The organism is Sulfitobacter sp. F26169L (assembly GCF_026410285.1).
Taxonomy (GTDB): domain Bacteria; phylum Pseudomonadota; class Alphaproteobacteria; order Rhodobacterales; family Rhodobacteraceae; genus Sulfitobacter.
Window position 1 is genome coordinate 13110 of sequence record NZ_JAPMLP010000008.1, and the last position, 14717, is coordinate 27826.

General features: G+C 55.3%; 14 protein-coding genes. 2 read left to right on the plus strand and 12 right to left on the minus strand.

What is annotated here, in order from left to right:
- Positions 1-3: 3 nt before the first annotated feature.
- From zwf to OS189_RS15085, 6 genes are all read right to left on the minus strand, one after another.
- On the minus strand, positions 4-1452 hold the full coding sequence (gene zwf / locus OS189_RS15060; protein WP_267168158.1) for a glucose-6-phosphate dehydrogenase: 1449 nt from the start codon (positions 1450-1452) through the stop codon (positions 4-6).
- Positions 1453-1456: 4 nt separating this feature from the next.
- Positions 1457-2488, minus strand: a complete 1032-nt coding sequence (gap, locus tag OS189_RS15065; RefSeq protein ID WP_267168159.1) for a type I glyceraldehyde-3-phosphate dehydrogenase — start codon at positions 2486-2488, stop codon at positions 1457-1459.
- A gap of 90 nt (positions 2489-2578) precedes the next feature.
- Positions 2579-3505 carry a carbohydrate kinase family protein gene (locus tag OS189_RS15070; protein WP_267168160.1) on the minus strand — a complete coding sequence of 309 codons (927 nt, stop codon included), beginning with the start codon at positions 3503-3505 and terminating at the stop codon, positions 2579-2581.
- A 3-nt stretch (positions 3506-3508) separates the two neighbouring features.
- Positions 3509-4738 (minus strand): ROK family transcriptional regulator, encoded by a 1230-nt coding sequence (locus OS189_RS15075; RefSeq protein ID WP_267168161.1) that lies wholly within the window; start codon positions 4736-4738, stop codon positions 3509-3511.
- A gap of 765 nt (positions 4739-5503) precedes the next feature.
- Complete coding sequence (locus tag OS189_RS15080) at positions 5504-5668, minus strand: hypothetical protein (RefSeq protein ID WP_267168162.1); 165 nt, start codon at positions 5666-5668, stop codon at positions 5504-5506.
- Positions 5669-5867: 199 nt separating this feature from the next.
- The gene (locus OS189_RS15085; protein ID WP_267168163.1) at positions 5868-6779 is read right to left on the minus strand and encodes an AraC family transcriptional regulator; all 912 of its coding nucleotides are present in this window, start codon (positions 6777-6779) and stop codon (positions 5868-5870) included.
- Between the two features lie 168 nt (positions 6780-6947).
- Between OS189_RS15085 and OS189_RS15090 the strand changes: the two genes are divergently transcribed.
- Complete coding sequence (locus OS189_RS15090) at positions 6948-7898, plus strand: SDR family oxidoreductase (protein WP_267168164.1); 951 nt, start codon at positions 6948-6950, stop codon at positions 7896-7898.
- Between the two features lie 47 nt (positions 7899-7945).
- On the opposite strand, the gene OS189_RS15095 is transcribed toward OS189_RS15090, so the two are convergent.
- The 3 genes from OS189_RS15095 to OS189_RS15105 are packed head-to-tail and all read right to left on the minus strand — an operon-like array spanning position 7946 to position 10739.
- Positions 7946-8959 carry a zinc-binding alcohol dehydrogenase family protein gene (locus tag OS189_RS15095; protein WP_267168165.1) on the minus strand — a complete coding sequence of 338 codons (1014 nt, stop codon included), beginning with the start codon at positions 8957-8959 and terminating at the stop codon, positions 7946-7948.
- Positions 8960-8982: 23 nt separating this feature from the next.
- Positions 8983-9777: an SDR family NAD(P)-dependent oxidoreductase gene (locus tag OS189_RS15100; RefSeq protein ID WP_267168166.1), complete on the minus strand. Its 795-nt coding sequence runs from the start codon at positions 9775-9777 to the stop codon at positions 8983-8985.
- A complete protein-coding gene (locus OS189_RS15105) occupies positions 9759-10739 on the minus strand; it encodes an LLM class flavin-dependent oxidoreductase (RefSeq protein WP_267168167.1) in 981 nt (326 codons plus the stop codon). The genes OS189_RS15100 and OS189_RS15105 overlap by 19 nt, the downstream gene beginning before the upstream one ends.
- Positions 10740-10861: 122 nt before the next feature.
- On the opposite strand from OS189_RS15105, the gene OS189_RS15110 reads away from it, so the two are divergent.
- Positions 10862-11767, plus strand: coding sequence for a LysR family transcriptional regulator (locus OS189_RS15110; RefSeq protein WP_267168168.1), 906 nt, complete (start codon positions 10862-10864; stop codon positions 11765-11767).
- A 746-nt stretch (positions 11768-12513) separates the two neighbouring features.
- Here the strand turns inward: OS189_RS15110 and phoB are convergent.
- Genes phoB through pstB form a run of 3 tightly spaced genes read right to left on the minus strand, consistent with a single transcriptional unit; the run spans position 12514 to position 14715 of the window.
- Positions 12514-13203, minus strand: a complete 690-nt coding sequence (gene phoB, locus OS189_RS15115) for a phosphate regulon transcriptional regulator PhoB (protein WP_267168169.1) — start codon at positions 13201-13203, stop codon at positions 12514-12516.
- A gap of 3 nt (positions 13204-13206) precedes the next feature.
- Positions 13207-13914 (minus strand): phosphate signaling complex protein PhoU, encoded by a 708-nt coding sequence (phoU, locus tag OS189_RS15120; RefSeq protein ID WP_267168170.1) that lies wholly within the window; start codon positions 13912-13914, stop codon positions 13207-13209.
- A 3-nt stretch (positions 13915-13917) separates the two neighbouring features.
- Positions 13918-14715: a phosphate ABC transporter ATP-binding protein PstB gene (gene pstB, locus OS189_RS15125; RefSeq protein ID WP_267168171.1), complete on the minus strand. Its 798-nt coding sequence runs from the start codon at positions 14713-14715 to the stop codon at positions 13918-13920.
- Between the last annotated feature and the right edge of the window lie 2 nt (positions 14716-14717).

Below are 14717 nucleotides of genomic sequence, written 5' to 3' on the forward strand. Positions count from 1 at the left end.
CTTTCAATTAATCTCGCGCCAGCGACGGCCATCGCGGTGCATCAGCATCAGCGCATCTTCAGGGCCGGAGCTACCGGGGTCATAGCCTGCGGGCGCTTGCCCGGCCTCTTCCCAACCGGAGATGATCGGATCAGCCCATGCCCAAGCGGCCTCGACCTCATCGCCGCGCATAAACAGCGTCTGGTCCCCACGGATAACATCCATAATTAGCCGCTCATAGGCATCTTGGGGCTCGGCTTGCTGGTCAAGCGCGTCGGCAAACGTCATGTCCAGCTTAACCTCGGCCAAACGCATGCCGCCGGGGCCGGGCTCTTTGATGGTGTTGCGCAGTGTTATACCTTCGTCGGGCTGCAACCGAATGATGAGAGCGTTGCCTTCGCGGCGTTCCATCGCGGGAAATATCATGTGGGGCGGATCGCGAAACACAACCGCGATTTCGGAGCTGCGCCCGCGCAACTTCTTTCCTGTGCGCAGGTAAAATGGTGTGCCTGCCCAACGCCAGTTCCCGATTTTGACCTTCATCGCAACAAAGCTCTCGGTTCGGCTTTCGGGGTCGCCGGCATGATCGCGATAACTCCCTGCGCCGCGCTGATCGCGATATTGGCCGCGCGCGACATTGGAGGGGTCAACAGGTTCCAGTGCCTCGATCACTTTGACTTTTTCGTCGCGTACTGCACTTGGTTGGAACTTCGAGGGCGGCTCCATCGCCGTCAGGCACAAAAGTTGCATCAGGTGGTTTTGCACCATATCACGCATCGCGCCGGAACGGTCATAGTATTCGCCACGCCCTTCGACACCAAGGCTTTCAGCGACGGTTATTTGCACATGATCAATATGGGTTGCATTCCACAGCGGCTCCCAAAGCGAGTTGGCAAAACGCAGGACCATCAGGTTCTGCACAGTTTCCTTGCCGAGATAATGGTCGATACGGTAAATCTGGCTTTCGTCGAAATTCTGTCGCAGCTCAGCGTTGAGCACCTTTGCGCTGTCAAGATCGTGACCAAACGGCTTTTCCACCACGATACGGCTCTGCGGTGTGGCGATGCCATGGTGATGCAAGCTGGCGCCGATAGCGCCGAACAGAGTGGGGGAGACAGACAAGTAAAAGGCCCGCACGACATCGCCGCGCATGACATCTTTCAATTCAGGCCACCCGTCCGAACCTGTCGCATCGACGCACACATAGGTCAGCATGTCGAGAAACTGCTCAACCAGTTTTGCTTGTTTTGCGGCTTTGGCTGCGAATTCGATTAGGCTTTCACGCACAAACTCGCGGAACGCCACCTGCGTAAAATCTGACCGCGCCGCGCCGATGATGCGCGCCTCCTCGGGCAGTTGGCCCACCGTAAAGCGATGAAACAGGCCGGGCAGGATTTTACGACGCGACAGATCGCCCGTGGCGCCGAAAATGACGAGGTCGAACGGGTCGACGGGAATGACGCGAGAGACCATTTGTTTAACCTGCCATCTTAAGTGGACGGGCATCGCGCAGCAAAGCCCCGATGGTGCGCCCTGTGTCAATCATGCGGTTCGAAAACCCCCACTCGTTGTCATACCAGCTTACTACGCGAACCATGCCAGCCTGCGTCACGCTGGTTTGAGCCGCCGCAAAACATGACGAATGCGGATCATGGTTGAAATCGACCGAGACAAGAGGATCCTCCTCATAGGATAGAACGCCAGCCAGCTCACCGGCTGCCGCTTGCGCAATTGCGGCATTGACTGCGTCGCAGGTCGCTGGCCGCTCGGGCATGAAGCTTAGGTCAACCAGCGAGACATTCGGTGTCGGCACGCGCACGGCAGAGCCTTCTAGCTTGCCTCCAAGTTGCGGCAGTACCAGCGAGATCGCCTTGGCTGCACCTGTAGATGTTGGCACCATCGACACAGACGCTGCGCGGGCGCGGTAGAGATCATTGTGGTTTGTGTCATGGCTTGGCTGATCGCCGGTAAAAGCGTGGATCGTCGTCATGTAGCCGGTCTTGATGCCGAAGGCACGGTCCAGAACCATCGCCACAGGGGCGAGACAGTTGGTCGTGCACGAGGCATTGGAGACGATGATATCATTGGCTGTCAGCTCTGTGTGATTGACGCCGTAAACCACAGTTTTGTCAGCGCCCTTGCCAGGAGCCGAAATCAGCACGCGCTTTGAACCGTTTTGCAAATGTTGCGCCGCCGCCGCGCGTTCGGTGAAAAGGCCCGTGCATTCGTAGGCGATATCGACGTCTTGCCAAGGCAATTCGCACGGATTGCGCAGCGCTGTCAGCCGGATGCTGCGCGCACCTACGATCAGGCGGTCACTCGCGATTTGCACCCGCTCGCGCAGACGCCCGTGAACGCTGTCGTATTTCAACAAATGGGCGATATTTTCAGGGGGGGCCAGATCATTGATGGCGACGATGTCGATATCTGTTTCGCCACTTTCAATGAGCGCGCGCAAAACACCACGGCCAATGCGTCCGAAGCCGTTGATTGCAATCTTGAGTGTCATGTTGCTGTCCTTTTTTAAGTTGGGGAAGGGCGCAATTTTGATAGCGCTAACATTGTGGGGTGAGAAATATCCGCAGATTTAGTGCACATGTCAGAGCTCCTCGGACCATGGCGGATTTGCTCCGGCGCGTGAGACCGTGATTGCAGCAACACGCGCACCATGCTCGAGAGCTTTGGTGAGTACATCGGCCGAAAGATCGGCTAGAGCCGATTTATGTAGCTGACCTAGTTCTGAAAGCTTGGCAAGGATGCCCGCGTTGAACGTATCACCCGCGCCAACAGTGTCGACGATCTCAGCCTTGAGGGCGGAAACCTGGACTTCTTCGCCGCTTGTCAGATAGCCTGTCGCGCCTTCACCGCCGCGCGTCAGGATCACAACAGAAGGCCCCTTGGCCAGAAGGTTCTCCGTCTTTTCGCGCAGCGATAGAGGCTCGGGAATTAGCCAGTTTAGGTCTTCATCCGAAACTTTGACAATGTTCGATAGGGCCATCATACGGTCAAGCCGTTCGCGGTAACGCGCGATGTCACGGATAAAACCGGGGCGGATATTCGGGTCAAGCATCACTGCTCTGCCTTGCGCGTTACGCTCCAGTAAGCTGGGGTAAGCCTCTGCACCCGGTTCGCAGGCAAGGCTGATGCCACCAAAGTAGAGTGCCGAAACCTCGTCCGAAAGCGCAGGCATGTCTTCTGGCAAGAGCATGCGCCCCGCCGAATTCTCGTCATAAAAATCGTATGTTGCGTGGCCGCCGACCAAGCGCACAAAGGCGAGCGTTGTGGGGCGGTCTGACATGATCAGATTGGAGGTATCGACATGGCTAGCCTTCAACCCCTCGACAAGTTGCCGTCCGAACATATCCGTAGAGATACCCGACAGCATGCCCGTCTGAACGCCTAAGCGGCCAAGCGCGATCGCGGTGTTGAAGACCGCGCCGCCCAAATGCGGAACGAAGCCTTCAGTGCCCGTCACAGTCGCGGTAGGTATCATGTCGATCAGGGCCTCTCCGCAGCAAAGTATCATTGGTCAGCCTTTCAGAAACGCGTTGCGATCCACGAGGAACCGATCGGAAAGAGGTAAGCTCGCAGCACCAAGTGATCGCGCATCGCCACCGATCGTGCCTGTTCGAACTTCAGGTATTTCGATGCCGGGTACAGCGAAATCATTCAGGCAGATGCCTGCGCGCGCCACCAGCTCGGCACGCACCTTCGCGGGAAGCGAGCCATCGATCAAAACAGTTTGAAAATCGATCAGGCAGTTGGCCGAAACGATCACCTGCGCCAAACCTTTTGCGGCCCCGTCAAGCCAATTGTTAAGCAGCTCGTGCGAGAAGTCCCATGCGTCGGGATCGCTCCAGCTTGTCTGCCTGTCGTGCCCCGCACTTTCCAGCATAGTTTCCAGCGTTGCCAGCGAAGCCACATCTACAAGTTGCTGGCGGACGCCGTCCTGTTGCCCAACAATCGGCATGGACCCAAGTGCTGCCGCGTTACCGGTTCTGCCTTCGTAAAGCTTGTTGTCCAGAACAAGGCCGCCACCGACAAAATAACCAATGTAAAAATACAAAAAGTCCCTTGGTTTATCCTGATCACCAAAGACGAGTTCCGCACCGCAAGCAGCCGAGGCATCATTGCAGAGATATACGGGGAAATCGAATGACTGCCGAAGTTCCGCCGCAATGTCGCGGTCGCGCCAAGCATCAAGCCTGCTGCCGGCCTGCACCAGTGATTTGTCCCACTCCCAAAGCCGAAAAGGCATGGCGATGCCGAGGCCTGCTACACGTCCTTGCTTGGCCTCGGACATTTCTCCCAGCCAAGCGGCGAGCGTCTCACGCGCAAAACGGATGACAGAATCAGGCATTGGATGGGAATAAACTTCCTTTGTGTGGTGCCGCACCTTGCCTTCAAAGTCGACCAATACGATCTCGGTACTCCTGCGTCCGACCTTCAGCCCGAAAAAGAAAGCGCCATCGGGGTTCAGGCCCATCGGAACCGACGGTTGCCCGACCCTACCGCGGACCCTTAACCCTTTCTTCAATAGGGTGTCGGCTTCGAGCGCACGCATGATGACGGAAACCGTTTGCGCAGAAAGCCCTGTGATACGGCTGATCTCTGCTTTTGACATCGGCCCATTCTCGCGCACCAGCGATAGCACCAGGCGCTCGTTGTAGGCCCGCATCCCGCCTTGGTTCGAACCGCGCGCGACGCGTCCAGTAAGGGCAATCTCACCTCTGGGTGCGTAGCGAGTTTCATTATGCATGCGATTTCCAAACAGCTGTCAAGTGACGCTCTCCATGACAATCTCGTAGATTCGGCAGTCTCTGTCAATTATTAAATCAATCTGATTTATTAATTGGCGTCGCCGTGATTTTGGTCAACCGGTTTTCCCGAGGACAGTAACAATGCGCAAACACGTGGCAAAAGCTTGGTTCGGTTGGACCGGTTAGAAGAGCATAGATAACCTCTTCAAAGTAGGAGGGCGGCACCGGATGGAACCGGCATTCCTGCGCAACCGAGCCACGTGCTGCAAGGGAATCGCACCTCGCACAGGCCGAAATTTACTTGTAGTTTTCCTTAGCCCAAACCGAGGGGTGAAATGCGATGCAGTTCGCTATCGTGAGGGTCGCTTGGTGTTCGAAGAGACTGTGCGCTTACTGCTGGCGAACGCATGGCGCCCCGAAATCAGCCATCACGATACTCTTGGAGCATCCTGCCGGGGGGCTTGACGGTCGTGTGTAGCTCAAACAGCAAAAAATTTCCTGCGAGCTGGGGCAGGGTATATTCGCCTTAGCTGCGGAATCACGATTTCAGAGATACTTGCCCTCATATACCACGCTGAACTCAGAGCAAGTTCACGCCATCATTGATTAGCGACTGCCATTCCCCATAGTTGTTGCCGTCATATGGGGGGAAGCGATCATTCACTGTAGGTGCGTCGAAAGTCCGTTCTGCGGGGTGTTGTTGCGGTTTGATTTCGGTTCGTTTGATCAGGTTGGTGAACAGGTAGGGCTCAAGAACGGTGCAGTCAAAGGGGGGCGCGATGACAGCCGCCCTGCGCGCGCACGTGTTGCACGGTGACCGATCCAACGCCACCGGATGCGCCGCTCACCAAAATCGTCTCGCCCCCTTGCATCCGCGCCTTGAAGGTGTGGAAGATCCATTGGTTTGCCCGACCGTGTGGTATCCGCATCTTGGCATTGCCCTTGGAATGCGAAACCGTGCGGGTGTTGATGTTAGTGTTGTTTGCTCCCCCGCCGCCCGCACGCGGACAACTACGTCGTTTGGTCCCGGATAGGGCACCGGAAGAGTGCCTCGCACCTCACGCGTTTCCGGCACGCCATGACGGTCAGGATAACGGCGGGCATCGTGTCGGGTAGGGGCATGTTGGTTTACAATCGAGTGTTTCTCTCATGAATATCAAAGCGCGGCTGCTGTGCGTGACCCCACTGCCGTGGCGTCTGTCCATACATACGCTTGAACTCGCGGCTAAACTGCGATGGGCTGACATAGCCGACATCAATCGCGGCCTCGTTGACCGCCATGCCGCCTGCGATTTTCATTGCCGCACTGTTGAGCCGCATCGACTTCACGAACTGGATCGGTGCCATCGTCGTGACCTGCTTGAACTGCCGGTGAAAAGCGGCCCTGCTCATGCCAGCGCGGCTTGCCATATCGTCGATCGAGATCGGCATATCCAGATGTGACGACACATGCGCGATGGACCGTGCAATGGCGTTTCCGGCGCCGAAAGCCTGCCGCGCAAAATCGCCCGCCTCGCCTTTCAGGATGGCATAGTAAACCTCCCGAAACCGCGCTTCGCCGAGAACTGCCATATCCGTTTGGCTGTCTCCGAGCTGCAAGAGGCGGAGCAGGGCATGGGTAAAGGTGTCATCCCACCTCGCCAGTCTGATCCCCCGTTCCCGGAGCGCGCCGCCGGTCGGGGCCAGACGGCCTCCGGCAGCCTCAATCTCCATGGCGACCCCAACCATTGCGCGCCGGTCCAAGGATATCATGACCCCGTAAAGCGGGTCGTCGCGCGAGGCGGTGGGCGTTCCGGCCTGTACCGGCATCGACATCGGGCAACAGAGATATTGGCTGTTGTCGTAGACGTATTTGCGGCCATCCAGGACAACCTCCTTCGTGCCGCTGACAATGGCCATGACACAGGGCTCATAGATGGCGGGGACGCACGGTATCGCTTCGGTGGCACGAAAGAGGTGTAGGCCCGCGATGCCGGTCTCTGTCAGGCCGTCGCCGAACGTTCGGCGGGCGATGAATTGTTTGATCCGATCCTTGCTCATGCGAGAGATCTAAGAGCCAAAAAGAAACCTTGGCAACCATATCGAGACGATCAGGCAAGTAATCGCGACAATCTCGTCTGTGTGATTGATCCGGCAGGAGCTATCTACAATTCGAAGAAGGAAACTCATGTCGCACAGTCGCGTGCCGACACCAAAAGGAAAATGCCAATGCCAGACACTGCTTTCGGACCTAAAGGCTGGACGCCAGATCGTCTTGGTGACCTAGCGGGCAAAACCTATCTTATTACCGGAGCCAATGCAGGAGCCGGATTTCAAGCGACGCGGACGCTACTGGCCAAGAACGCCACTGTCGTGATGTTGAACCGCTCAGTTACAAAATCGGAGGCGGCGCGCGCGGAACTGAAAAAGGAATTCGGCGCGAAGGTCGATGTGAGTTTCATCCAGATTGACCTTTCTTCGCTTTCCAGCGTTCGCGCAGCGGCAGCGGAGGTGTTGAAAACGGTCCCCCGGATCGACGCGCTTCTGTGCAATGCAGCTATCGCTCAGGTGCCGACCCAGCAACTCACAGTGGACGGACACGAGAGCATGCTCGGGACAAACCACTACGGTCATTTCCTTCTGTGCGGTTTACTATTCGAGTTGATCGATGCGTCGAAGGGTCGGATCGTGATTGTCTCCAGCCTCGGCTACAACATGGGGATCAGGACCATCCAGTTTGACGACATGAACTGGGACAAGAACTATCACCAGAACAAGACTTATAGCCAAAGCAAATTGGCACAGATGATGTTCGCATATGAATTGCAGGATCGGCTGGCGGCGGCAGGCAAAACCGGCGTCGAAGTTTACGCCTGTCATCCCGGGTCATCAAAGACATCACTCATCTCGACCAGCGGCAATCTGGGTACTCGGATCATGTTCGGGCTCATGTCGCTTTCGCCATTGGTTCAATCGGCCGAGAAAGGCTCATGGCCTGAAGTGATGTGTGCTACCGAGGGCGGGTTGGAACAGCGGGCGCTGTATGGCCCCACTGGCCGAATGGAATTCGTCGGCCCGGTCGGCAAAGGCACGCTGCATGCGCATGCCTGTGACAAGGCGGCTATGGCCAAACTGTGGGACGTGTCCGAATATGCAACCGAATTCCGCTGGAGTATCTGAGCCTTGGATGTGGGCGGCGCTAACATCGGTGCGCCGCCCGCCATAATTTAGAACCCTTCAAGCACCAGTTTCCCCTTGGCCTTGTTGCTTTCGAGGGTCGCATGGGCGCGTTTCAGTGTCGCCGCGTCGATCTTGCCCAGAACCTCGGTTGCGGTTGATTTGATTTTGCCCGCATCCAACAGATCAGCCACTTCGTTGAGGATGTCATGCTGGCGCGTGATGTCGGCTGTTTCGAACAAGGACCGCGTAAACATCAATTCCCAATGCGTCGATATAGCCTTGGTTTTGAGCGGCATAATATTGAGCGTTTCAGGATCATCAATTAGGCCGAACCGGCCCTGTGGCGCGATGAACTCGGCGATTTGTTCGATGTATTCATGGGTGTGCGTCGTTGAGAAGACATATCCGGGCTGGCCGGTCCCCAAGGCTTCGATCTGGGGTGCCAGCGGTTCGGTATGATTGATCACATAATGTGCGCCAAGATCTTTGACCCAACCCTGCGTTTCAGGGCGCGACGCGGTAGCGATTACGGTCATATCAGTCTTTGCGCGCAAAAGCTGGATTGCAATGGAGCCGACCCCGCCAGAGCCGCCAATGATCACGACGGCATTCGCTGCACCGGGAACAGCGTCGCCCACGCGCAAACGGTCAAAGAGCATTTCATAGGCGGTCAATGCGGTAAGTGGCAGTGATGCTGCGTCAGCGGCGGTGACGGATCTGTGCCTGTTACCTACAATCCGCTCGTCCACCAGATGATATTCCGCGTTTGTACCCGAACGGTCGATTGCGCCCGCGTACCAAACCTTATCGCCGGATTTAAACATGGTCGCGTCCTTTCCGGTTGCGACAACTTCGCCGACCGCGTCCCAGCCCAGAATGACGGGCGTGTCGCCTTCAGGTGGGCGGCTTTGGCGTATTTTGTAATCAACTGGGTTTACCGACACGGCTTGAATCCGGACCAAAAGATCGCGGCCTGTTGCGGTCGGCTTGTCAATTTCCAGATCAATCAAAGAGTCCGGGCGATCAAGCGCGCCCGCAGTTTTGTATCCAACGGCTTTCATAGTATTGAAACCTTTAATGAGGGTTAGGTTGTTTGAAGATTTGAGATTGTGGCCTTGATGGCCTGAACCACGGCGCTGACTTTGCCAGTAACCAGTGCGTCGGCGTGGGGTTGGCCAAAGGCCTTGGCATCGTTGTCGAAGTAGCGGCCCGACACATCAGCGAAGTCGGGATCAAGTGCTGCGCGGTAGAGAATTTCGGCGCCAATTCTTAGATCGTTGCCGGCAACGCCAAAGCCTTCCTTGACCATCTTGCTGGCCAGCAGTGATCCGGGATTGAGCGCCAAGACGCTAGGCCCGTCCGGAAGCTGCGCAGCGAGATCGCGCGACCACATAGTGATCGCCAGTTTGCTTTGGGCATAGGCGTTCATGTCGTCCAGCGGGTGCCCGCCTCGGAGTGCAGCGATATCCACGGGCGCCTGTGCTGCCGAGGATAAATTAATGATGCGCCCACCGGTCGGGATCAGGTCTAGGAGGCCGACCGTCAGCATGTAGGGTCCAATCGTGTTTACCATGAACCGCAAATCCAGCCCTTCGGGTGTGATGGTTTGAGGCGATTTTAGGACGCCAGCGTTGTTGATCAAAACATCAATCTGCGTGTGATCCTGTTTGATCTCGTCAATCAGGCCCACGACATCCGCGCTGAGCGACATGTCGGCCAGATAAGGCTGTGTCTTGCCGCCTATGGCCGCGCACGCTGCATCGAGCTTGTTCCGGCTACGGCCGTGGACCAGTACAGTATGGCCGTCTCGCACCAGCATTTTCGCAGTTTCAAAGCCAATTCCGTCGGTGGCACCAGTAATCAGAATAGTTTTGGGCATTGTCGTATCCTTTTGATTGGACGCGCGGGTAGAATTTTTTCCGCCTGACGTTTCATCGTTGTTTCCGTATCGCAGGAGTTGAGCTGCAGGTTTAGCGAAACATGGTTAACGCCCGCCTCCTGCAAAACCTCCAAATAGCGGCGCAGGTGGGTCACGCCTGATTGGAACCTCAGGTGAATCGGGCGCGGTGCTGCATCCGGCTCTCTAACAAGATCAACGTTAAGCGATTGCATCACCGGCTTGTCCGATCCGCCTTCAACAGCAACGCGGGCGCGGAAATCGGCGATTGCCTTTGCTTTGACATTGGCGTTGCGGGGGCATGTGATCCAGCCGACGCTGTTGTGCGCGGCCCAATCAGGACGTCGGCGGCGACCACCGGTCACCGAGAGCGGCAGCTTACGGCCCATTGATTTTTGCCATATGTCCATCGCGCCACGAGACATTCCTTGCGCAGTTTTAAAGGCGGGATAGTCAGGGGCCATCGACCGGATATAGTCAAAACTGTCGCGAAACCGATCACCACAACCCCCAAGCGACTTGTTCGTGGCCGGGTATTCTTCGGGGCGAACCCCAGACGCGACGCCTAGCAGTAAACATCCCCCCGCCAGAACTTCCACGCTTGCCGCGGCCTTCGTCACGTGCGCGGGATGGCGCAATGGAAGAGTGATACTGGCAACGCCAGGGGCGATGCGACTGGTCTGGCTTGCCAGCACTCCAAGGTACGTAAAGTGGTCGAACATCTGCCCTGCATCGCCAAATAATGGCACATTGAAAGGCATGTCGCACAGCCACACTGCGGAAAAGCCGAGGGCCTCCGCCATCTGGACCCGCTCAAAGTGGCACATCATTGTCGGCACGGGCCCCGTGACGTAGCTTTCAAGCGGCGCAACCAGACCAAGGCTCAGCTGGTCGGGTTGGAGTGCCGTGTTAGAGGTTGTGTTGATCATGGCAAATTGGGTCATCTCAAGCTCTTAGCAAATCACGAGCGGCAATCAGCCTGCTTCAGTCCCTCTTTATATTATTTTGAAATTCAGGATAAGGTTGTATAATTGGATTTCATAATTCCGAATTTGGATATAATTTCATGGATACCGAAAGTGTTAGACTCTTTGTGCTGTCTGCCGGAAAGCTAAACATCAGTGCGGCAGGCAGAGAGTTGGGCATGGCTCCGGCAGTAGCAAGCGCGCGGCTGGCAAAACTTGAAAAAACACTTGGCGCAGATTTGTTGCGGCGCTCGACGCGCAAAGTGTCCCTTTCGATTGAAGGCGCCGATTTCCTGCCGTTCGCAAAAGAAATAGTCGCTCAGGAAGACGCGGCTTTGGCGGCCTTGGGCATGGTGAAACCGTCCGTCAGCGGCACTATGCGCTTTGCCGCACCCAGCACGTTTGCACAACACTACATTGCACCCGTCTTGCCCAAGTTTCTGGCGCAGTATCCCGAGATCACCTTGGACCTACGGCTATCGGACACACAATTCGATTTGATCGAGGGAAGCTTCGATCTGGCTCTCCGCAATGTGGAAATGTCCGATAGCAGCCTTAAGGGGCGCAAGCTGGCGGATGACGTCCGCGTGCTGTGCGCGTCGCCTGCATATCTTGCGGAACACGGGCTGCCTGACAAACCGGCCGAGCTGGTAGAACACCGCCTGATGTCGTTCAAGGATTTCTCGACCAAAGGCCTTGTGACCGCGACAGGGCAAAAGGCGCAATTCGAGCCAAAGATCGCAGCAGCGCGATTATTATGTGACGACGGTCAAAGCCAGAAGATCGCGACGATAGCTGGCGCGGGGATCTCCATCAATTCGATATGGAGTGTTTATAATGAACTGGCCGACGGTACGCTCGTTCGGGTTTTGCCGGACTACCGTCTTGATGAGCAAACAGCTCTATGGCTGGTCTATCCGAAGTCAAACGTGCTCACCGCGAAGGTGCGGGTGTTCATTGATTTTCTGATGGATGAGGTGGGAGGCACGCTCCCGCAACTTGACTGACAGGGTTTTCATGCTCGAACAGCCAGCGGCTAGAACATGTCGTTCTGGTTCTTGCGGTTTTCCGGCAGGACGGCGTACTGTTGGAAGTAGCCGGGGTTATTTACAGTGTTAGCATCGGGATCGACGATGATTGCAGCTACTGCCGCGGATACGAGTTCCGGTGCAGTTTTCTTGGTGATACTGTCAATTATTGTGCATTGATGACTCGTCAGGTGCCAAATCCGCACAGGTCCCAGTTACGCAATATTCAGGGACCAATCATAGTTAACGTAATCACATTGACCAAAGAGGATGTCGACACCTGTGTTGTCCGGCAGGTTCTCATCTTGCTATCGCAGGAAGATGGCATCTTGCGCTGGTGAACTTGCACGCACAATCGGTGAGATCACGCAGCAGGTTTTGACGGAGAATCTGCAAAGTGCGGGACGTGACGGATAATCTGGAGCACGGTCCGCCCGTCGCGGTTCGATATACCCTGACGGGAATGGGCAATGAACTTGAGGGGCTATCGGTATGGGCGGCTGGCAGTGACAGTGATGTTGAACGATCACGCGCAATGTTTGAGGGTTCTCAATAATCCGATCAAAAAGAGGCAACGTTTAATTAAGGCGCAGCTAATGCTTACGAAAAAATCCGTCGCAATTGAAGCAGAGCTTATCTGGCCACACGGCGGATTTTATCAAACCTGCAATTTCGATACTTTTGTCGAAATCCCAGACTTTGTAAGTCTCCTCAAAGACCCACGTTCATCCAAGCGCGTAACCGGCGCCGCGAACCGTTCTTATCGGATCACTACTGCCATAGCTTACCAATACCTTACGCAATCTTGCGACATGAACATCGACAGTACGCATATCTACAAAAACGTCGCGCCCCCACACCAGGTCAAGCAATTGATCACGGCTGAAAACGCGACCCGGCCTTTCCATCAATCTACTTAACAATTTAAATTCAGTGGGGCCCAATTTCAGCTCATGCGAATTGCGGCTGACACGGTGGTTTACAGGATCCAGGATTATATCTTCAAATTCAAGCGCGCGTCCTGCTGCAACCGGTCGGGATCGACGCAATTGAGAACGTACGCGCGCCATCAATTCACTAATAGAATAGGGCTTGATGACGTAATCATCCGCACCGGTGTCCAGACCGCGCACTTTATCGACATCTTCGGATCGCGCGGACAGCATGATTACCGGAATATGACGGGTGTCGTCGCGTGTCTTGATTTGGCGACACACTTCAATACCACTCATCAAGGGCATCATCCAATCAAGGACCACCAGATCGGGCAAAGCTTCCTCTATCATCAAAAGGGCATCTTCGCCATTTTCGGCACAACGTACGTTGAACCCCTCAGCCTCAAGGTTGTAACTTAAAACCTCGCGTTGCGCTCGCTCGTCTTCAACCAATAGAATTTGCGCCTGCAGCGTTCTCACCGATCAGATCCCCTTGCTCGTTGAGGTATCGTCAGCTTTTTGTCGTGCGTCATCTGGTTTCGTCCCCGTCGCTAAATATACGACTTGTTCTGCGATTGAAGTGACATGATCCCCCATCCGCTCTGTGTTCTTGGAGATAAAGTGAAGGTGTAAACAAGCAGTTATGTTGCGCGGGTTTTCCATCATGAAGGTCAGCAACTCTCGAAATAAAGCATTGTACATCTGGTCAACATCGACATCACGGGCGATGACATCGGCAGCCAGCGCCGCATCACGGTGAATGTAGGCATCTAGCGCGTCTTTCAACATTCCCTCAACGGCGCGCGTCATCCGGCGAAGCGTCCCGACGCTATCGTTGATCGGAGCGATTTGTGCGAGCACTTCCGTGCGTTTGGCCATGTTCTTGGCATAGTCACCGATGCGTTCAAGGTTTCCGCTTATCTTGATCACACTGAGTATCAGGCGAAGATCAATGGCGGTCGGGGCGCGTAACGCAATGATCCGTGCCGCGCGCTCGGTGATCGTCTCTTCAAGTTGGTCAATTACAGCATCCCCAATACGAACCTGCTGAGCAAGATCCTCATCGCGTGTTTCGAGCGCTTTCATTCCGAGGCGAATAGCGTCTTCAACAAGGCCGCCCATTTTCATGATTTCAGCTTGAACACCGTCCAGATCAGTGTCGAAAGCAGAATAAATGTGTTCTTTTGTCATGGGTTATCCGATCCTGCCGGTGATATAACTTTCAGTTCTCGGGTCAACCGGCGCTGTGAATATCTGGTCGGTGTCCCCGTACTCTACCAGACTTCCGAGATGAAAAAACGCTGTTTTCTGGCTGACTCGCGCGGCCTGTTGCATCGAGTGGGTGACGATAACAACGCAATAATTCTGGCGCAGATCATCAATCAATTCCTCGATTTGTGCGGTTGCGATTGGATCAAGCGCAGAGCAAGGTTCGTCCATCAACAACACTTCGGGTGATGTTGCGATGGCGCGCGCGATGCACAGACGTTGCTGCTGCCCCCCCGATAGCCCTGTTCCTGCGTTTTCCAGTCGGTCTTTGACTTCATTCCACAATGCGGCTTTGCGCAAGGCGTTTTCGACTATGTCAGCCATCTCACTCTTGTTACGGGCAAGCCCATGAATTTTCGGACCATACGCGACATTGTCAAATATCGACTTTGGAAACGGATTAGGTTTCTGGAACACCATGCCGACCTTGGCCCGCAACTGCACAGGATCGACGTTACGGTCATAGATATTTTCGCCGTCCAGGCGAATATCTCCTGTGACACTGCAAATATCGATGGTGTCGTTCATTCGGTTCAAGCAGCGTAGAAAAGTGGATTTGCCACAACCGGATGGCCCGATAAATGCCGTGACTGTGTTCGGGGCGATTTCGACCGATACGTCCTTAATTGCGATCGTTTCGCCGTAGGAAACTTTTACGTTCTTGGCCGAAATTTTTTGTCGCGTCGTGGTTTGGGTGCTTTCGATCACTTGAATGTCTTTCATTT